Origin of the sequence: Bartonella refiksaydamii, from assembly GCF_902652675.1 — a bacterium.
In the GTDB taxonomy this organism is placed as follows: domain Bacteria; phylum Pseudomonadota; class Alphaproteobacteria; order Rhizobiales; family Rhizobiaceae; genus Bartonella; species Bartonella refiksaydamii.
In genome coordinates this window covers 12,192-31,721 of the sequence record NZ_LR736296.1, presented here as the reverse complement: position 1 = coordinate 31,721, position 19,530 = coordinate 12,192, and the positions used below count along the sequence as shown (strand labels likewise).

The following is a 19,530-nucleotide window of genomic DNA, read 5'->3' as shown; positions in this document are numbered from 1 at the left end:
TTGTGAGGACCCATATTCATTTTAGCACTACGGTTACTCTTTATGCTACGTTGCTCGCGGTGTTTTGTGAGGAGCGGTTCCTTTTGGGTGTCTTGGAGAGTGAAAGTGCGGTGGCTGGTACAAGAAAGGGAAAAAAATGAACTTGGAAAAATATAGCGAACGGTTGCAAGGTTTTTTACAAACAGCACAAAATAATGCCCTTTCTTCTGATCATCAGCAGTTTATGCCGGAGCATTTTCTCAAAGTGTTGTTAGAGGATTCCCAAGGGTTAGCAGCGTCACTGATCCAAAAAGCTGGCGGTGATCTCTCTCTTATTCAAGAGACGCTCAAGCAAGCGCTCGATGCTTTGCCAAAAGTGCAAGGGGGAAATGGACAACTTTATTTGTCACAGCCGTTGGCTAAAGTCTTCGCATTGGCTGAAGATCTTGCAAAAAAAGCAGGTGATCAGTTTGTTACAGTGGAGCGTGTATTACAAGCGCTTATCATGGAAAAGTCCGCAAAAACAGCCGATATTTTAACAAAGGGAGGATTAACTCCACAAGCACTTAATCAAGCTATTGATGCTCTGCGTAAAGGAAAAACGGCGACAAGTCCCCATGCCGAGAGCCAATATGATGCCTTGCAAAAATATGCCCGTGATTTGACAAAAGATGCACGAGAAGGAAAACTTGATCCGGTTATTGGGCGTGAAGAGGAAATTCGCCGGACTATTCAGGTTCTTTCACGGCGCACCAAAAATAATCCTGTTCTGATCGGTGAACCTGGTGTGGGAAAAACTGCAATTGTTGAAGGATTGGCGCTGCGCATTGTTAATGGTGATGTACCCGAAACTTTACGTGATAAACAGCTCTATGCACTGGATATGGGAGCACTTATCGCTGGCGCAAAATATCGCGGGGAATTTGAAGAGCGTCTCAAAGCTGTACTGGCTGAGGTGCAAGCAGAAACCGGTCAGATCATTCTGTTTATTGATGAATTGCATAATCTCGTCGGGGCTGGAAAATCCGATGGTCCTATGGATGCTTCTAACCTCCTAAAACCTGCTCTTGCGCGCGGAGAGCTTCATTGTGTTGGGGCTACCACGCTTGATGAATATCGCAAATATGTCGAAAAAGATGCCGCTCTTGCGCGCCGCTTTCAACCCGTCTTTGTGCCTGAACCAACGCTCGATGATACAATCTCTATCTTGCGCGGCATTAAAGAAAAATACGAACAACATCACAAAGTACGTCTTGCTGATGGTGCTTTGATTGCGGCTGCGCGTTTATCTAACCGTTATATTACTGATCGTTTCTTGCCCGATAAAGCCATTGATCTTATCGATGAAGCTGCGGCGCGGTTGCGTATGCAAGTCGATTCAAAACCTGAAGAACTTGATGCACTTGATCGGCGAATCCTCCAGTTGAAAATCGAACGAGAAGCTTTGAAAACAGAAGTAGATCCAACAGCAAAAGAACGTTTACAAACCGTGCAGGATGAACTCAATACATTGGAACAACAGTCTGCTGAGATGACAACTGCTTGGCAGGCCGAAAAACAAAAGTTGGGGTATGCTGCCGATTTGAAAAAACAACTTGAAGAAGCACGCAATGCTTTGGCTATTGCACAACGTGATGGACAGTTTCAACGGGCTGGAGAATTGGCTTATAGTGTCATTCCTGATCTCGAAAAACAATTGAGCATGGCTGAAAATGATGACCAACAAAATCATCTCGTCGAAGAAATTGTCACTGCTGAACATGTCGCGCGCATCGTTTCACGCTGGACTGGTATTCCGGTTGATCGTATGCTCGAGGCAGAACGAGAATCACTGTTGCGTATGGAAGACGAAATTAGCACACGTGTGGTAGGACAAGGTGAAGCCGTTCAAGCTGTGGCACGTGCCGTGCGGCGTGCGCGTGCAGGGCTGCAAGATCCTAATCGCCCACTCGGCTCCTTCATGTTTCTCGGTCCTACTGGTGTGGGAAAAACCGAATTAACCAAAGCGCTTGCTGCTTTTCTTTTCCAAGATTCCAACGCAATGTTGCGCATTGATATGTCTGAATATATGGAAAAACATGCCGGTGCGCGCTTGATTGGAGCTCCGCCTGGATATGTCGGATATGAAGAAGGGGGCGTGCTTACCGAAGCCGTGCGTAGAAGACCTTATCAGGTCATTTTGTTTGACGAAATTGAAAAAGCCCATCCCGATATTTTTAATCTCTTGCTACAAGTGCTGGATGAGGGGCGCTTAACCGATAGTCAAGGACGAACCGTCGATTTTCGCAACACTTTGTTGATTATGACTTCAAATCTTGGCGCTGATTTTTTAACTGCGTTGCCTGAAGGGCAAACAACTGATCAAGCAAAAAATGATGTCATGAATGTCGTAAAAGCGGCTTTCCGTCCTGAATTTCTTAATCGTATTGATGAGATTATCCTCTTTCAAAGATTGCAACGCAAAGATATGGAAGCTATCGTTGATATTCAGATTCAACATTTGCAGAATTTACTCAATGAACGCAAAATAACCTTGCATATCAAACCAGAAGTTCGGCAATTTCTTGCCCATAAAGGCTATGATCCCCTCTATGGAGCGCGCCCTCTCAAACGCATTATCCAAAAGGAAATTCAAGACCCAATGGCAGAAAACATCTTGTTTGGAAAAATTCACGATGAATCAACCGTGACAATTGCAAAAGAAGGTGAGCATTTGACTTTTTTGTCTGATAATGAAGAGCATGCCCATGATGTTGATAAAAAGTAATAATGAGAACATAAAAAACTTGACAAGGTAAATCTGAATGGGTATCATTATGAAACAATCGGAATTGTGCGTTTTTGCCAAGTATGGCAAATCGTGGGGGTGTGGTATCCTTACTTAATGAGTTCTTTGTAGGCGCGGCTCTGTCTTTTGGTAAGTTTTTTAGAGTCTGCAATTCTTCGGATCGTAGTGGTTTTCAAAATGAGAGGCTTTGTGATTTCTTGTGAAAAGCTTGCGGTTATAAGCGGTTATTGATTTATGAGCCCTTGAATGTGATGGGGGCAGATTTTATAGAGTCAGTGCTGGGATTGTGTTATAATGTTTTCGTGTAGTCGATATGAGAGATTCTAGAGGGAATTTTCTTGTATAGATGGCCGAAATATCCAATGGGATGGTCTAAGTAATCTTTGTGTTGCGATGCATTGTAGAAAACTCTTTGCTGGGGGATTAAGCAGGGGGGCATGAGTGTAGGCTTTTTCTCGTTTTTTTATCAAAGGATGATACTGCTGTTTTGTATCAGATAGTTCATCCTAGAGTACTGTAATCCTTTTTATTTTTTATTGCTCTTTTATTTTATGCCTCCTTTATTGGAAGGCGTAAGGGAAGATTTGCATGTTTCTTTTTTCTTTAGAGGATAAAGAGAGTAATGGTTATGAGAGGGAGGAGCTTGTGATAAAAAGGCAAAAAGGCTTTTACTCAATTGTCTGGCAAAGGTTTATGCAAAATGTGTTGTTACGCAAAGATTACCTAAGTCATCCTATGAAACATTTTGGATTTTTTGTCAAAAAGTTGTTGGTTGTTCTTGAAATTTTGTTGCTGGTTGTCATGCTATTTTTATGGCGTGCTCTCAGCTCTTTTTTATTTGAAGGAACAGGATGATGGCAGGTGAAAGTTGCCTTCCTTTACGTCGAAGAGGGCGGACTAAGGGTGCGTTGAATAAAACAACAAGGCGGTTCAATGAGGCTCTTCTTACAGCTGCTGAACAAGCTGGGTATCATTATGGTGAGGATGGGCTGGTATCTTATCTTCAGTATCATGCACTCAATAATCCTGTACCTTTTTTTTCACTTCTTGCAAAAGTTTTACCTCTGCAGGTTACGGGAGAAGATGGGGGGAAGGTGAAAACAATCTCGCGTATTGAGATTGTGCCAGTGGATGCAAAGGGTGCGGAACCTGAGAAGCGTGACGCCTGAAGTGTATGATATAGAGGGGGTATGGTTTGTTGTGTAATGCTTGGGGGCATGGTGTTTGAGGAGCATATGCGTGATGAACCTTTGTAAGTGGGAATGGGGGGTGGTCATGCACAAAAAAACAAATTCAGGTCGAAGAGAGAACAAAGGTGTACTCTTGCGCAATTATCGAGGACGTTTTTTTATCTTTGAATGGAAACCAAAACTATGAGGTGAGAGGGAATTTTATTTCTCAATTACACAATTACAAAATCTTACAATGACAACTGTTCAGAAAACAGCGCAAATTGCTCTCATTCCGAAGCTTATTTCTGTTTTTACTGGAAAAGCTGATGTGCGTGCCGCTTGGGGAGGACGGGGTTCTGGAAAAACGCGTTCCTTTGCTTTGATGTCTGCTGTTATGGGATATCGGCATGGAAAGGCTGGGGAAAGGGGTATTATTCTCTGTGCACGACAATTTCAAAATTCACTCAATGAAAGTTCGTTGGAGGAAATTAAACGGGCGATTGAAACCTATCCTTTTCTCCAAGACTATTATGAAATTGGTGATAAATATATTAGGTCAAAAGATGGACGTATCATCTATGTCTTTGCGGGGCTTGATCGTAATATTGCAAGTATTAAGTCAATGGGTCGCGTTTTCCTCTGTTGGGTAGATGAGGCAGAGCCCGTGACGGAGACTGCTTGGCAAACGCTTATTCCAACTTTGCGCGAAGAAGGAAAAGATTGGAATGCCGAATTGTGGGTGACATGGAACCCTTGCCATGAAAATGCTCCCGTGGAAAAGCGTTTCCGCAATGTGAATAATCAAAATATTAAAGGTGTGGAAATTAATTGGCGTGATAACCCTCTCTTTCCAGAAAAACTGAACCGTGATCGGAAAGCGGATTTAGAACAAAGACCTGAGCAGTATAATCATATTTGGGAAGGGGAATATCTCCAATCTGTTCAAGGCGCTTATTACCAAAAGGCATTGCTTGAAGCTTCGCGGGAAGGGCGTATTACCACTGTTCCGCGTGACCCACTGATGCAGATCAAGATCTTTTGGGATATTGGAGGAACAGGGGCAAAGGCTGATGCCACCGCTTTGTGGGTGGCACAATTTGTTGGACGGGAAATACGTGTTCTTGATTACTATGAGGCGCAAGGGCAGCCTCTCTCAGAGCATGTTGGTTGGGTGTTCCAGAGGGGATATGATAAAGCATTGATGGTCTTGCCCCATGATGGCGCAACTAAAGATCGTGTCTATAATGTCAGTTTTGAAAGTGCTCTTCAACAAGCTGGTTTTCAGACTAAGGTGATTCCTAATCAAGGAGTGGGGGCTGTTAAAATGCGCATCGAAGCTGTTAGGCGATTGTTTCCTGCCATATGGTTTAATCGAGATACTACACATGCTGGTCGAAAAGCGCTCGCTTGGTATCACGAAAGGCGTGACGAACAGCGTAATATCGGATTAGGGGCTGAACACGATTGGGCAAGCCATGGCGCCGATAGTTTCGGGTTGATGTGTGTGGCTTATGAACAGCCTAATGTTCGTCCCCGTAAAGACGTTTATCGCTCGTTTCACCATTCTCAAACTTCATGGATGGCTTTTTAATGAATATTTCTACAAATTCTTTTGATCCTTTAGAGACGCTTGAACATCAGGCGCTCTTTAAAAAACTCGTTGATTGGTATCACGATGATATTGCTCATGTTGAACAGTGGCGAAAAAATGCTCAAGAAGACTACGATTTTTATAATGGTCGGCAATGGAATGCACAAGATCTTGCTGTGTTGCAAGAACAAAATAGGCCGGTTATGACCTTTAACCGCATTGCTCCTTTGATTAATGCGGTGATCGGTACAGAGCGCAATAATAAACGACAAGTGCAATTTATTCCACGCCAAGAAGGGGCAGCTTTTGCTAACCAAATCCTCACTGGAGCGGCCGAGTGGTTTCGTGACGAAGCCGATGGAGAGTATGAAGATTCTGATGCATTTCAAGATGCGATTATTTGCGGAATGGGCTGGACAGATACTCGCCTTGACTATGAAGAAGACCCGCAAGGAAAACCAGTGATTGCACGATTGGACCCGATGAAAATGGTCTGGGACGCAAGTGCTGTAAAACCAAATCTCATTGATGCACAGCGCGTATGGTATATTGATGAAAAACCGCTGGCAGTTGCTAGAGAAATGTTTCCTCATGTCCATTGGAGCGATCTTGATGCCGATTGGGTTAAGCAGCATATGTTTTTGCCTCAAATGGGCAGTGGTGATAGGCAAAGCTATTATGGTGAGGGAGATGATGCGAGCAGCTTACAACCTCCTAAAATGGTTACTTTGGCTGAATGTCGTTGGTTCGAACGCGAAGTTGTTTATAGAGTTCTTGATCCTTTAAGCGGGAAGTTTATCGATTATTCGGAACGGGATTTCCAAAATTTTTGTAAAGACTTTCCGCATCTTCAAGCAACGAGGTTGACCAGAAAAATTGTCAAACGGGCCTTTTTGGGAAAAAAATTGCTCGACGCACCTGATAAGCCTTTGGTACCGCCTAATCAATTGGGCTGGGAATGTATTACTGGTACCTTTGATAAGTTGAGCCGGCAATTTTACGGTATTGTGAAACCAACAAAAGATCCGCAACGTTGGGCAAATAAATATTTTAGTCAGGTGATGCATTTGCTTAATAGTCAGTCTAAAGGCGGAATTATGGCTGAACGGGATGCTTTCGATGATGATCGACAAGCTATGGAAAGTTGGGCGAGAGCCGATAGTATTACTTGGCTTAAAAGTGGAGCTGTTTCTGGTGGAAGAATCCAGCCTAAACCCGTTGCACAATTCCCTCAGGGCTTCTTTCAACTGTTTAATGAAGCAAAAAGTGCAATTGAACAAGTAACCGGTTTGTCTTCTGAATTCATTGGGACAAGGGCGGTCAACCAACCAGGAATTCTTGAAGAACAACGCCGCCAATCGTCACTCAATTTGTTGGCTTCTTTCTTTGATGGTTTGCGTCGATATCGGCAACGACAGGGAAAAATTATTCTCTATCTCATTCAGAATTATCTCTCAGATGGGCGATTGGTGCGTATTGCTGGGGACGAAAATGCGCAATATGTTCCACTTACACGCGAAATGATCACCAGTTTGGAATATGATATCGTTGTTGATGATGCTCCAACAAGTCTTAATGAAAAAGAGCGGACTTTCGCCATTATTATGCAATTGCTGCCTTTGATGCAAAATTTTGCAACTCCAGAGATTATGCTTGATCTTTTACACTATTCTCCTTTGCCAGCTTCGCTTATCCACAAAATTGCCATCAAAACGCAAAAGCAGAGCGCTGAGAGCGAAAGTGCTCCATTGTACGATAGTGATGAAACTGTAGGAGAGTTTAGCGGTAATGCTGGAGTGGAGCAGCTGTTGCAGACTATTTTACACAGGGAAAATGCGTAAAGATAAACTGTTTCATTTGAAAAAATATCATCTTATTGTTTGAAAAGAGAAGGTCATTAGTATGGATCGAGAATATTTAACACTAACAGAACAAAATCAATTAAAACAGGATTTTTTTCCTACTGTTGATCAGGGAGAAGATCCCGAAGTGGGTGGGGGAGAAAAAGCAAACACCCTTGAAGAAAATTTTCAAGAGCGTCAAAATGGACAGCAACAACAGCAATCATTGCAAGAAAGCGCACGAGCACAAGAGGTTCAAAAGGTACTGGGGGTTGATGCACCTCCAGATCCGAAAAAGGATTTTATGGGTTATATACAATGGTTGGGAAAAGCACTCTACAAACAAGGGGCATTGCTCTCTGAACAACCACCTGCTATGGGCTCTGAACCAGAACAGTTGCATAGTTTCTACCAGCAGTCCGTTGCTACTGTTAAACAAAAGCATCATGATTTTGATCAAGCTGCCGATTTTATTTATGATACACGGGCGAAGCAGTTGGCTGCTTATGCTCCGCTCTATCCCGAAATGGCAGATCAACAAGTTGTGGACGTGGTGATTGGCAATGAATTGAAGCAAATCTTGCGCGATTGTGCGAAAAAAAATCAAAATCCTGCCGAAGTGATCTATACCATTGCGCAAAAAATTGGCTATACAAGTGCTCCAAATAACGCAAGCGTTTCAAGTAACATTGGTGAAAATTTGCAGGAAAGACAAAATTCTTCTCGCACACTTGCGGCCTATAATGGTTTGGCTGCGAATGGACCCATTTCTTTGGATATTCTCGACAAAATGACAGAAACAGAATTTGGTAGTTGGGTCTCTGAGCCCAAAAACAAAGCTGTTTTTAATCGCTTAATGGGTGGTAGAGAAGCTTAAAAACCAGAATGCGTGGTGGCGTAGCTCTCCAGATAGCATTGGGGGGAGTGAAGAAGCTCGTGTGGAGCTTGAGGTGTATGCATGGCGAGAGCGCTTGAAGGGTGAATCTGGTGAGGGAGTTTTTGAAGCGAGAATGGAAAAAAACTCTCAGAGCAAGAGCGCGATGAGGAGATTTTCTCAAAGGGGGAAGACAAAAATTATCAATAAAAATTATCCAAAACACATAACAATTGATCCACCATTTGAAAACCAGAAATGTGGAATCTCAATAGCCGGCGCTTTGCCGGTTTTTTTATATCAATAATTTTAAGAGGATAAAATGACCGTAACTTATATCGGAATCAACGACCCAATGGCTGTACGCACATGGTCTAAACTTTTGAACCAAGAAGTTTCAAAAGCAATCCCTATTGCGCCATTGATTGGGAACGATTCTAACAGTATCATACAGTTAAAAGATGAAACCAATAAGGCAAGTGGTGATGCGATTAGCTTTGGCTTGCGTGTTCAGTTGCTCGGTGATGGGGTGAGTGAAGGGCAGGCGTTGGAAGGCAATGAAGAAGCTCTCCAATTTCTCAATGACCGCTTGGCAATTAATGAACTTGTCCATGCTGTGCGTGTCAAAAATGAAGGCACTATTGATCAGCAGCGTATCTTACACGATTTGCGTACTGAAGCTAAAAATGGCTTGGTTGATTGGTATGCGGATCGTCTTAGCATGATGTTCTTTATTCAAGTTTGCGGCTATACCGCAAAAGCACTTAACTTTGAAGGACGCACTATTGCACTTAAACCTGTCCATTACGGGTTTAATGCACCAACTGCACCAACCGATAAACGCATTGTGCGTCCCAATGGAAAAACAAAAGATGAAGACTTAAAAGAAAATGATGTTTTTGATCTCAAGTTGATCGATAAAGCGGTTGAACGCGCTAAGCTTGCAAATCCAAAAATTCGACCAGTGCGGGTCGAGGGGGAAAATGTTTATGTCCTTTATCTGCACCCAACGCAAGTGACGCAGTTGCGAACCAATACAGATGCGGGGCAGTGGCTCGACATTACTAAGGCGATTTATAGTGGAAGCCGTCTCAAAAATCCGCTCTATGATGGGTCTTTGGGCATGTATAATGGAGTCGTTTTGCGTGAAGCTGAACACGTTACTGAAGGCGTTGAGTCAGGCACAACAAACAAGGCTGTAGCTAATGTTCGTCGAGCTGTTTTGCTTGGAGCACAAAGTGCTGTTATTGCTTTTGGAAAAGACCGTGGTGCTACACGCTATAAATTAGTGGAAGAGCTGTTCGACTATGAGCGTGAGTTCGGTGTTGCGGCGAAAACCATTATTGGTATGAAAAAAACTTGCTATAATTTGCCAGGAAGCACACAGGGCGTGCAGGATTTTGGAACCATCGTTATTCCAACTTATGGAGCACCAGCTTAACGGCGCTTGTTCAAAAATTTTTCCCCCAATGGAATATTCTGTTGGGATGGGGGAGACTCTGTTGGGGTGGCAGAATATTCTGTTGGGGGAAGAATACGTAAAAAACACAACGCCTATCATGTCGCATACGCAAAAGGATTATGATTGCTCATGACTGTTTCTTCTTCTGATCACAATGATCTTGATTTCACACATTTGGACCATTCTAAAACTTTTTCTCATATGGTAGTGCTTATTCAAGATGAAATTGATGATACAACAGCGGAATATTCCGTTCAAATTCAAGATTCCATTTTGACTGCCTTGCGTTTGTGTGAACGGGAGCCCTTCTTCTTTAACGAAAAAAGAGAGGTGATGTTTAAAACGCAGAGTGGAAAAACATGGTATGGGCAAGAAGAGGGAATTTTTTTTGAATCAGAAAAGGCGTTGGCATTGGTCCTTTTAGGAACACATACACCAACACAAAGACAATTGTCTTTTAAATCTTTTGAGGTATTGCAACAACAATATGGATTGCCATCCTCACAAGGGATACCTCTTTTTTATACTTATCATGATCAAAAAATAGGACTCTTTCCAACACCTCAACAGGTTGAAACAGTACGCCTTTTTTATGCTCCTGTCCGTTTGGGGGATAAACAGATGAGAGAGGAAGATAATCCTTGGTTGATCCATGCATTTGATCTTATTAAAGCACGTGCAAAATATGAGCTCTACAAAAATATCCTTAAAGATCCTGAATATGCTGCTGTTTCTTTTCGAGACTTTCAAGAACAGCTCCAAGCTTTGCGATTTGAAACATCGCGCCGAAAAGCTTCTTCAACTATTCTTCCAATGAGATTTTAAAGGGCTTTTTCTCAGTTGTTAGTGGTTGGTGTTAGTCGTTAAATGCTGGTGGTGAGCGCTAACGGCTAGTGGTTGATGCGTGGCACTTGTGGCATCTTAGGCAATGTATACATTAATGTGCTTTCATTTGCTCCCTATAACCTGAACTTTACGTCTTTGTTAGAGCCTTGTCCATTTTGAAGGGCTTTGGTGGATAAAATAAAACAAGTCTTTGCGGTTTGAAACATCTTGAAATATCGCATGGATAAGGCTCTGCAAATATTTTTTCAATGGGGTTCTCAATGGCTTTTTTCCCAATTGCTGATTATCGTCCCGATGTTGCTGATATCAATGGCATTTTTACCGATGAACTTATCAATGTGTTGCCGGCTGATGGGTCTTATATCCCTATGCCTAGCTTTAAACCTTTATCAGAGCCTTGTCCTGATCGCATTTTAGGGGCTCTTGCTGTTAAAACAAAAAATGGTGTGTCTATTATTGTTGGTACAGAAGAAAAAATTTACCTTCTCGATAATACAACAATGTGCTGGAAAAATATCAGCAAAACAGGAAAACCTTATCTCGCTAATGTTGATGCCCCATGGTCTTTTGCTTTGTTTGGTGACTATGTCATTGCTGTTAATGCCAATGATAAGCCACAAGTGATCGATATTAATCATGACAAAAGATTTAGAAATTTAGGGGGAAATCCACCGCAAGCAGGTATCGTTCGTGTGTGGGGCGATTTCGTCTGTTTGATGAAGTTGACAGAGCATCCAAGGCGTGTTCATTGGTCGGGCTTGAACGATGCCGAATGTTGGACTGTTGGTAAAAAAAGTTGCGATTATCAGGATTTTCCTGATGGTGGTTTTGTGCAAGGCGCAACGGAAACGACAAACCCAATCATCTTTATGCGTTCTGCAATCTATGCCGGATCTTTTATCCCTGGTTCTAAAATTATTTTCAGTTTCCAAAAAATCCATGATAAACGCGGTGCAAAAAATGCCGAATCTATCGTTTGTCGCGGTGATCTCGCCTTCTTTGCTGATGAAGGTGGATTTTATCAGATGACCAATGAGGGACAGATTATACCAATTGGTTTCGAAAAAGTAGATCGAACCATGACGGCAAAATCCCATAAGAATAATTTGTACACTTTGTCTGCTGCCATTGATGGGGTGTATAATCGCGTTTATTGGATGGTCGATACCGATGAGAGTTCTCAAAAACGCATCTTGCTCATTTATGATTGGGGATTACAAAAATGGACAAAAGCGGTTGTGGGTATCAATATGATTTTGCCTATTTTCTTAGCCGGAATCACTTTAGAAGCTCTTGATCGAATTACTCAGAACATTGATGATTTACCCTTTTCTCTCGATAGTAAAGCTTGGAGAAATGAATCTCCTATTCTCGGTGCATTTGATCATCAGGGGAGACTTGGCTCATTTTCAGGTCCTCCTATGGATTGTGTGGTGACTTCACAAGAAATGGGACAGACAAATGGCGTCATAACTCGCGTGAAAAGTATTATGCCTCAAGTGAATAGTGGAGAGTTTTATTTATCTGTGGGAATGCGTTTTCGTCAATCTCTCGAAGAGAAAACTGTTTGGTTGCCGGAAAAACAACCTTCCCACAATACTGGGCAAATTCATTGTCGCGCAAGAGCACGGTTTTATCGTTTGAAATTGCGTATTCCTGAGGGGATGAATTGGTCTCATGTGACGGGATTCGATGTGGAATTGAGGTCGGCCGGCATGCGATGAGCATGCCTATTTTGATAAAAGAAGTGTGCGATGAGCATGCCTATTTTGATAAAAGAAGTGTGCGATGAGCATGCCTATTTTGATAAAAGAAGTGTGCGATGAGCATGCCTATTTTGATAAAAGAAGTGTGCGGTAAATTTCTATTCTTACGAAAGAATATATGGTGGCATAAATGATAAGAGGGAAATGTAGATGTATGCCTCTTATACTAGGTGCAATGTGGTGGGCTGCTTCTTCTTAAAAGCAATGTGTTCTCGTTGTATAAAAGAGCAAGAGATTTGCATGCTTCATCATTGGTCATAAAGTTCTCTTCGTAAGAGAAAGCAGAAAGAGCTAAAATTATGACACGACAACATGACAGCCAAAATCTTTATTCTGCCCATCTTACAGATCAGTGGACATGGGAAAAAATAGAGCCCTATCAAGATGCTCTCAATGCTGCACTAAAAAAATATGCTAAGCGCTTTCCTGATGATGTTTGTCTAGCTACAATTGCTGAAGAATTCGCTACCGGAAAAGCACAATTATGGTTGGTCTTAAAAAACAAAACCCAATTTAGTGCTTTTGCGATTACCAAAGTTGAAATAACCCATACGGGGAAAAAATGCGTCGTCCTCTCAGATCTTGCTGGAGAGGGAGGGCTGAAATTGGTCAAATTGATCGATAAGGTTGAACAATGGGCGCGGACAATCAATGCTGAGGAAATGCATATGTTTGGAAGATCTGGATGGGCTAAAATGCTAGCGCATCACGGATATTCTCGTAATCTTGTTTATTATAGAAAGGTTTTGTCCCATGAGTAGAAAAAAAACACCTCAAGTGCAAACAACAACACAAACAAATGCACCACCAGCGTGGGCGGCCGATATCTTTAAACAAGCGAGTTCTCAAGCGCTTGACCTTTATAATAAAGGCATTGGCGGAAATGTTTATCAAGGTGAACGTGTTGCTGGCTTGAGCGATATGACAAAAAATGCTCTCACCGGTTTAGAACAGGCTGCTGGTCAGTATAATAATCCAGCATTAACTCAGTGGCTTAATGCACCAACCCAAAGTGCTTCCAACCTCCTCAATATGGCTAAGGGAGACTGGATTGGAGGTAATAGTAAATTTAATGCTGCATTGCAAAATGCTCTGAGTAAAACTTCTGATGCTATTAATCAATCTATGTCTGGAGCTGGGCGCTATGGATCTGGCGCCCATACTGGGGTGCTTGCCGATGAACTTGGTGCATTGGCAACAAATGCAGCTGCGCAGCAGTATAATCAAGATGTTCATAATATGATGAATGCCAATCAGATGATTGATCGTTCCCTGTATGATCAGACTAATGCAGCGAACACCTACTATCAAGGGCAAAGTAACGCGCAAAGCAATGCTTTAAAGGGTGGAATAATCCAAGATTCTAACCGTCAGAATGCTTTGAATGCGCAGCGTCAAAAATGGTCAGAACAAGATAATCAAGGGTGGAACCGGTTAGAACAGTTGCTTCGCGTGGGAACCCAATCTGCTGGAAATTACGGGACACAATCAGGAAAGTCCACAACAATACCTTCCATTACAAAAGATCCATTGCGCGATGCACAGCAAGTGCTCGGGTTGGTGGGAGGAATTTTAGGGCTTTGTGATGTGAGAGCCAAAGAAAATATTGTTCCTGTCGGCGAAAAAAATGGCTATCCGCTTTATACCTTTAATTATAAAGGAGATCCACAACGTTATCGCGGCGTCCTTGCTCAAGAGGTGCTGCGTTTGAATCCTGATGCTGTCTATGTGCATGCTAAAACAAAACTCTTGCATGTCAATTATGATAAAATCGGCTTGAAAATGGAAAAAATATCACCGCCTAAAAATAAGGTTGCTGCTTTCTTTTCTTCTCTCTTTGCCCGTCTTCGTTTTTTACAAAAAGGATATATTCTATGAGTTCAATTTATGATTGGTCGCTCATTGCATCGGAAAACGCCTATGCCGATGAGAGCATAAACTGGGCTGAAGGACAACCTCCAAGTTCAGTGAATGATAGTTCTCGCGTGATGATGCAACGTATCAAAGAGTATCTCTTAGATAATGGGGGGGTGATTGATGCACAATTTACGGTGGATGAGGAGAGAAACAGAACATCCATTCATTTAACAACAAAATCGCCTCTTGAATCTTATAAGGAGGGTATTGTTGTGCGCTTTAAAGCACAAGGGGTAAATAAAGGGATAACAAATGTCGCTTTAAACCAATTGCTTGTGCGACCCGTTTATACGGTAACAGCGGGTGGTATAGCGCCTTTAAAGGGGGGAGAAATTCAAAGAGGCGGTCTTTATGAAATCGTCTATACTCATGACATTGCCGGAAAGAACGCGGATGGTTGGTTTTTAACAAATCCTACAATCAGCCTTTCTCAAAATTTACCAGCAGGTTTCATTGCACCTTTTGCGATGAAAAAAATACCTGAAGGTTGGCTATTGTGTGATGGTAAAGCATATTCACGGAAAGAGTATGCAAACCTCTTTGAGGCAATCGGTATAACATGGGGACTTGGGAATGGGTATTCAACATTCAATGTACCTAATTTGCATGATTCAAGTTCTTCTAAAAATATTTTTATGGGTATAGGCAGACCTCATTATTCCAATGAGGCAGTCGTTTATGCCATTAAAGTGTGAGAGCTGAATCTTTTTGCATAGCTGAAAGAATGCGCAAACTATTCGTTGAATCAAATGCTTGCAAATATTGAGTGCTTCAGTTGGATGGAATCTCTCAGTCAATTTTCAACAGTCTGTTGATTACTTTGTTGATTGTGTGTGTCACAACAAGCTGGTGGTGCTCATTAAAATTAATCCGCTTGCCTTTATTCTATAACATATATGAGGTCATACAATGGCACTTTTTCCCTTTTCTATCGCTGATATTGATGATCCTGAACATATTCGCGTGGTTCTTTATGCTAGCGGAAGAATGGGACATGCTCCTTTGAATGCTCTGTTGAAGCAAACGCGTCAAGATCTGCAATGTTTTGATAAAATACAGACTCAAAATACTCTCCAATTTAAACAGCGTGTGGATATTTTAGAACAACAATTGAAAACAATTATCAAAGATCTTGAAAATGTTAAACAAAATGCTAATCAAAGCAGTAAAGAGAGTGAAACAGGCAATGAAAACGCCAAAGTAAGTAGTGAAGGTAGTAAAATAATAAGTGCTGGTAGTGATATAAAAATAAGTAGTAGTGATCTCAAATAACCAGTTATTCCAATTTATTCCCTTCTATTAACATTATACCGCTTGGGAAAATTATAAAGTTCTGAGAAAATACAAAAAAATTCTAAGGAGAGGCTTGTGCTCTTTAAATAACAGCAAGTTCTTAGTTTGCAAGCTTATTAAGGTGTCATTGGTGTGTAGGTAATCGGTTGTAATCATAGTGTACAAGGTAAAAGAGTGTTACCTCTTTGATATGGATCTTTATCAAAGGCAGGAAAGCAAGAATGTGCTTCGTTTCTAGCTTATGTGCTGCTTGTGGTGCGGATAATTGGAGGTAGAGTGGAATCTTTTCGGTATCATGAAGCGTGGTAGGGGGCTATAAAGTTCGGGGGTGGTATCATCAAAAATGAGAGCGTTTATTTAACAGTATTTATTTATACCGATTAAAAGAGAATTCATCACAGTTCTTGTTCTAGGATTTTATATCAATAAACCTTAAGTGGATGCAAAAACTTATCTCACAAGAATTACGCAAATAAAGAGGATAAAATATTCATTATACAAAAAAATGAGTGTTTTCACATAAAAAGCTTGATAAGTTGCAGACTGCAACATGTATTTTGTATATAGATGCTTCTCTCATTTTTTGCTGTGAAAAAGCTTATCTTTCGATATTAAAGGATGCTGTCTTTATGGAAAAAAGAATCCGCGCGAGGCAAAACGCTTATTTTAAAAGATTATATCGCAAGATCGCTTTTATTTGTATGTTGCTCTTTTGTGGGGTGTTTTTTTGTTTTGGAGTTGTCAAAATTTTCAATTCTTTTTTTTCTCACAAACAAATAATACAACAAGCTCCTGTTGAATTGACTATTCCAGTCTTTGATATGCGCATCTATTGTAAGGAAATTGCTGCTTCAGTTATGCCTGATATGAAAAAGGAAGTTTATCAGCGCTGTATTAGTATGGAAAGTGAAGCTTATTTTGCTATTCGTGAAATATGGGATACGATTTCTGAGAGTACAAAGAAAAAATGTGTGAAAGTCGTACGGCCGGGAGATGGGAACTATTTTCTCTTACAGGATTGTTTTATGAATGAAAAAGAGAGGGAAAAAGAGGGAGAAAAAGGTAATATGCGCAATCATTTTTAAATTTTGACACAGAAATTCAAGCGTATGCAAAATTTTATTAAAAAGATATGAAGATTTTCAAAAAATATCCCATTTTATGAAGGGGGTGCTTTTAAAAATGACAAGTTTGAAATTATAGTGGGAGATTTGTGTAAAGCTTTTTCTTAATCTACCAGTTTAAAAGGTATTGCAAAGCACCGTAAAAATGAGAAAGCAATACAGAATCTTGTTTGCGTATAGTGCTTTTCAAGAGGTGAAAAGAGGGAGGCAGAACATATCTTGACTTTGCTTCAGTAAGTATGAAGATCGTTCATTTTCTTATAATACAACGTGTGTATTCTTAATCTGAAAATTGTTTCAACATAAATCATAAAAATGCCACATTATTTTTCATAAATAAGGCTGTTCTAGAACTTATTGTGGTGTATATGAGGTGGCAAGGGGTTTTTTGTATTTGCTATATTTCTTTGTAGTAAAACCGCGGCTTTAAGCCTTTTGTCACCGTTTTGGGGCTTTTTTCTTTTAGGCTGTTAATGGAGTTCCTAGAGGCTTTTCGGGTGTTCTTGTCTTGGTTTGAAACTCTGGTTATTTTCTGTGTTTTGCTAAAAAGGGATTGAAACTCTTATTCTTAAAATGAAAAGAGGCTTTATGCAAAAAATCAGGTGTGGAGGTAGAGATGTCATCGGCAAAAACATCTAGTGTAGGATTTTTGTAGTGATTGAGTTGTTTGCAATAAAACCCACATGTTTCACAAGTTTCAAAAACTATGCCATCACGAATGTTTTCGGTTGTGTGAGTGGAAATATTCTGCGTTGCTTTACAAAAGGTGCATTGGGTATGCGGGGTATGCCATAGCGTACCGCAATAGAGGCAAGAACAAACCTTTACGGTTTCGTGTCGTTTCCGTTCGATAATGAGGCTGGCGGTGTGTGTCCCGCTACAGGCGGGACAGAGGTTGGTTTGTTGTGAGTTTAAGCTTTGCGCATCAAATTGTGAAGCAGCAAGAGAATACAGGATTTGTAATGCGCCAATGATGAAAAGATGTTCTGCTAATTGTTGTTGAGGAAGTCTGTGGTTTAACAGATTGTCTCCCCATAGGCGCCATTGGTCTTTTTGCTGTTGTGTACGTTTTAACGCTTCCTGCCTTGTTGTCGAGAGCCCTTGACCAAAGACTGTTGGAGTTGACAGATGTTTCAAAAAATCTTCAACAATGCTTTCATAAAAGCCCAAAGTGAGAAGTTTTGAGCGATCAAGAGGAGGTCCTGAAGGGGCACCAAAACGTCTAAGAGGAGCGGCAAAATCTTTAAATTTTTCAGTCAATTTTTGTTGGGTATCACAAAAACAAGCATAAAAAAGGAGAGTTTCTTTATCGGGGTGAAGTGTGGCTAAATGCGCGAAACGTTGTGCTCGCTTTACAAAGAAAGTGTTTTTATGAGGAAGTATGGTAAAAATTGGAGAGTCTATTATGCCATTATTGTTCATGGGCTTTGGCTTTTTTTGAAATGACCCTGAATTTTCTGGAAAACGTGGCATGTTGATTGTTTTTTCTCTTAAGCCTATGTTTTTTTGTGCTTTTATATTTAATTTTTTGCTGAGTTTTTCATGAAAGTGATCCGATTTACTTATAAATTTCATAGAATTAAATCGGAAGTTTATAGTGCAATTGTCCTTCTTTGGCAAGAAGATTGATTTGTTGGTGATTATAGGACTTGAATAATGCTTCATATTAATCTATTTACATAGGCTAAGAGGTTTTGTGAAGCGGGGATGGGTTGTTATTCACAAAAGGGGGTTGCTTTAGCGCAGAAGAAGCACTATGTTCACGTGGTAAGTATTTCAGTGATTTGGGATGGTGTAGGTGCTTAGGCATTAAATGCGTGGGGGCAGAGAGTATAGGCATTTTTAGAATCGGTGGTTTTAGAGCAAAAAAGAGAGCTTCTATTGTTTTCTGGCAGTGGTTATTTGTTTGCTGGAGGCGGTTTTTTTATGTTTTCGTTTTTTGTTTTTCCACAAGATGATTATTTTTTTAACAAAATATGGTCTATTTGAAAAAAAACACTTGGCATTTTAGATGAACATCACTAGGTTTCTGCTTGTTAACAGAGAAATAGGGAATTTTTGCTTACGGTTTCCCTGCTGTTTTGTGATTTTCAAAAAAATATACTTTTATCAAATGTCAGTAGCTATCAAAATATCAGTAGGGATCATTTGAGTGAAATAAAACGCCAATAGCCTGATATCGTATTTTACACATGATCAACATTATCGAAAAATAACGCAATGAAGAAGAGTCAATTAAGACACATATACTCCAAAAAGGGATAAAAATGAGGCCACAACAAAATAGACGGGTACGCGGTCGCAATAATAACAATGGTAATAACAATAATAATAATCGTCGCGGTCTTAATCCATTGTCTCGGAATTATGAAAGCAGCGGTCCAGATGTTAAGATTCGCGGAAATGCTCAGCAAATTGCCGACAAATACATAAGTCTGGCACGTGATGCACAGGGGGCTGGTGATCGTGTTATGTCAGAGAATTATCTCCAGCATGCTGAGCACTACTTGCGTATTATTTTGGCAGCCTCTGGACAAACGCCCCAATATCCTCGACGCGATGAGAGCCGTGATGAAAACAGTGAGCAAGAATACGGTGAAATAAACGCTGAAGGTGAGGAAAAAGACATTGTCGCTGATGATGCAAATGTACTCCAAACCCAGTCGCAAAAAAGTGGTCATAGTCAACATGCAAAAGCACAAAATGGACATGCGCGTGAAGATGTAGCAGAAGCTGATGCTCTGTCGTATGAGAAAAATGACCAAGAGAAATGTAGAGAAGAAGAAAGTGTTGAACCTATTAAAAAAACACGTCGACCTTCACGGCGCCGTACTGTGCGTGCCCAAAAAGAAGTATCCCTTGAATTTTCAAGAACCT

Annotated in this window: 17 protein-coding genes; 16 read left to right on the top strand and 1 reads right to left on the bottom strand. The window is 40.9% G+C overall.

All coding sequences use genetic code 11. The features are described from left to right. Positions 1-136: 136 nt before the first annotated feature. From clpB to GQO39_RS04020, 15 genes are all read left to right on the top strand, one after another. Positions 137-2,746, top strand: coding sequence for an ATP-dependent chaperone ClpB (gene clpB, locus GQO39_RS04090; protein WP_156851058.1), 2,610 nt, complete (start codon positions 137-139; stop codon positions 2,744-2,746). 609 nt (positions 2,747-3,355) lie between these two features. After that, positions 3,356-3,622 carry a hypothetical protein gene (locus tag GQO39_RS04085; RefSeq protein WP_156851057.1) on the top strand — a complete coding sequence of 89 codons (267 nt, stop codon included), beginning with the start codon at positions 3,356-3,358 and terminating at the stop codon, positions 3,620-3,622. Next, complete coding sequence (locus GQO39_RS04080) at positions 3,619-3,936, top strand: hypothetical protein (RefSeq protein WP_198039408.1); 318 nt, start codon at positions 3,619-3,621, stop codon at positions 3,934-3,936. The genes GQO39_RS04085 and GQO39_RS04080 overlap by 4 nt, the downstream gene beginning before the upstream one ends. A gap of 256 nt (positions 3,937-4,192) precedes the next feature. After that, entirely contained in the window at positions 4,193-5,530 is a 1,338-nt protein-coding gene (locus GQO39_RS04075) for a PBSX family phage terminase large subunit (protein WP_156851055.1), read from the top strand. After that, positions 5,530-7,371 (top strand): BaGTA-type gene transfer agent portal protein BgtI, encoded by a 1,842-nt coding sequence (gene bgtI / locus GQO39_RS04070; RefSeq protein ID WP_156851054.1) that lies wholly within the window; start codon positions 5,530-5,532, stop codon positions 7,369-7,371. Before GQO39_RS04075 ends, bgtI begins: the two co-directional genes overlap by 1 nt. A gap of 61 nt (positions 7,372-7,432) precedes the next feature. Beyond that, positions 7,433-8,248, top strand: coding sequence for a hypothetical protein (locus tag GQO39_RS04065; protein WP_156851053.1), 816 nt, complete (start codon positions 7,433-7,435; stop codon positions 8,246-8,248). Then, a complete protein-coding gene (locus GQO39_RS04060) occupies positions 8,232-8,552 on the top strand; it encodes a hypothetical protein (RefSeq protein ID WP_156851052.1) in 321 nt (106 codons plus the stop codon). Before GQO39_RS04065 ends, GQO39_RS04060 begins: the two co-directional genes overlap by 17 nt. 15 nt (positions 8,553-8,567) lie before the next feature. After that, positions 8,568-9,686, top strand: a complete 1,119-nt coding sequence (gene bgtG, locus GQO39_RS04055; protein WP_156851051.1) for a BaGTA-type gene transfer agent major capsid protein — start codon at positions 8,568-8,570, stop codon at positions 9,684-9,686. Between the two features lie 150 nt (positions 9,687-9,836). Further along, positions 9,837-10,532 carry a phage adaptor protein gene (locus GQO39_RS04050; protein ID WP_007552739.1) on the top strand — a complete coding sequence of 232 codons (696 nt, stop codon included), beginning with the start codon at positions 9,837-9,839 and terminating at the stop codon, positions 10,530-10,532. 281 nt (positions 10,533-10,813) lie between these two features. Further along, on the top strand, positions 10,814-12,277 hold the full coding sequence (gene bgtE, locus GQO39_RS04045; RefSeq protein WP_156851050.1) for a gene transfer agent protein BgtE: 1,464 nt from the start codon (positions 10,814-10,816) through the stop codon (positions 12,275-12,277). A 341-nt stretch (positions 12,278-12,618) separates the two neighbouring features. Then, entirely contained in the window at positions 12,619-13,080 is a 462-nt protein-coding gene (locus GQO39_RS04040; protein WP_007552737.1) for a hypothetical protein, read from the top strand. Further along, positions 13,073-14,197: a BaGTA-type gene transfer agent maturation protease BgtD gene (gene bgtD / locus GQO39_RS04035; protein WP_156851049.1), complete on the top strand. Its 1,125-nt coding sequence runs from the start codon at positions 13,073-13,075 to the stop codon at positions 14,195-14,197. Before GQO39_RS04040 ends, bgtD begins: the two co-directional genes overlap by 8 nt. Then, complete coding sequence (gene bgtC / locus GQO39_RS04030) at positions 14,194-14,931, top strand: gene transfer agent tail collar protein BgtC (RefSeq protein WP_156851048.1); 738 nt, start codon at positions 14,194-14,196, stop codon at positions 14,929-14,931. Before bgtD ends, bgtC begins: the two co-directional genes overlap by 4 nt. A 214-nt stretch (positions 14,932-15,145) precedes the next feature. After that, on the top strand, positions 15,146-15,508 hold the full coding sequence (locus tag GQO39_RS04025; protein WP_156851047.1) for a hypothetical protein: 363 nt from the start codon (positions 15,146-15,148) through the stop codon (positions 15,506-15,508). A gap of 650 nt (positions 15,509-16,158) precedes the next feature. Then, a complete protein-coding gene (locus GQO39_RS04020; protein WP_156851046.1) occupies positions 16,159-16,614 on the top strand; it encodes a hypothetical protein in 456 nt (151 codons plus the stop codon). 564 nt (positions 16,615-17,178) lie between these two features. On the opposite strand, the gene GQO39_RS04015 is transcribed toward GQO39_RS04020, so the two are convergent. Continuing rightward, positions 17,179-18,075 carry a formate dehydrogenase accessory protein FdhE gene (locus GQO39_RS04015; protein ID WP_246668515.1) on the bottom strand — a complete coding sequence of 299 codons (897 nt, stop codon included), beginning with the start codon at positions 18,073-18,075 and terminating at the stop codon, positions 17,179-17,181. Positions 18,076-18,920: 845 nt separating this feature from the next. Between GQO39_RS04015 and GQO39_RS04010 the strand changes: the two genes are divergently transcribed. Next, positions 18,921-19,530 (top strand): DUF4167 domain-containing protein (locus tag GQO39_RS04010; protein ID WP_156851076.1); only part of this gene is annotated, 610 nt, incomplete at its 3' end.

Coding starts and splice junctions, on each gene's coding strand:
- bgtG (WP_156851051.1), top strand. CDS start 8,568: ATGACCGTAACTTATATCGGAATCAACGACCCAATGGCTGTACGCACA.
- bgtC (WP_156851048.1), top strand. CDS start 14,194: ATGAGTTCAATTTATGATTGGTCGCTCATTGCATCGGAAAACGCCTAT.
- GQO39_RS04040 (WP_007552737.1), top strand. CDS start 12,619: ATGACACGACAACATGACAGCCAAAATCTTTATTCTGCCCATCTTACA.
- clpB (WP_156851058.1), top strand. CDS start 137: ATGAACTTGGAAAAATATAGCGAACGGTTGCAAGGTTTTTTACAAACA.
- GQO39_RS04015 (WP_246668515.1), bottom strand. CDS start 18,075: ATGAACAATAATGGCATAATAGACTCTCCAATTTTTACCATACTTCCT.
- GQO39_RS04025 (WP_156851047.1), top strand. CDS start 15,146: ATGGCACTTTTTCCCTTTTCTATCGCTGATATTGATGATCCTGAACAT.
- GQO39_RS04065 (WP_156851053.1), top strand. CDS start 7,433: ATGGATCGAGAATATTTAACACTAACAGAACAAAATCAATTAAAACAG.
- bgtD (WP_156851049.1), top strand. CDS start 13,073: ATGAGTAGAAAAAAAACACCTCAAGTGCAAACAACAACACAAACAAAT.
- GQO39_RS04085 (WP_156851057.1), top strand. CDS start 3,356: ATGTTTCTTTTTTCTTTAGAGGATAAAGAGAGTAATGGTTATGAGAGG.
- GQO39_RS04080 (WP_198039408.1), top strand. CDS start 3,619: ATGATGGCAGGTGAAAGTTGCCTTCCTTTACGTCGAAGAGGGCGGACT.
- GQO39_RS04075 (WP_156851055.1), top strand. CDS start 4,193: ATGACAACTGTTCAGAAAACAGCGCAAATTGCTCTCATTCCGAAGCTT.
- GQO39_RS04020 (WP_156851046.1), top strand. CDS start 16,159: ATGGAAAAAAGAATCCGCGCGAGGCAAAACGCTTATTTTAAAAGATTA.
- bgtI (WP_156851054.1), top strand. CDS start 5,530: ATGAATATTTCTACAAATTCTTTTGATCCTTTAGAGACGCTTGAACAT.
- bgtE (WP_156851050.1), top strand. CDS start 10,814: ATGGCTTTTTTCCCAATTGCTGATTATCGTCCCGATGTTGCTGATATC.
- GQO39_RS04050 (WP_007552739.1), top strand. CDS start 9,837: ATGACTGTTTCTTCTTCTGATCACAATGATCTTGATTTCACACATTTG.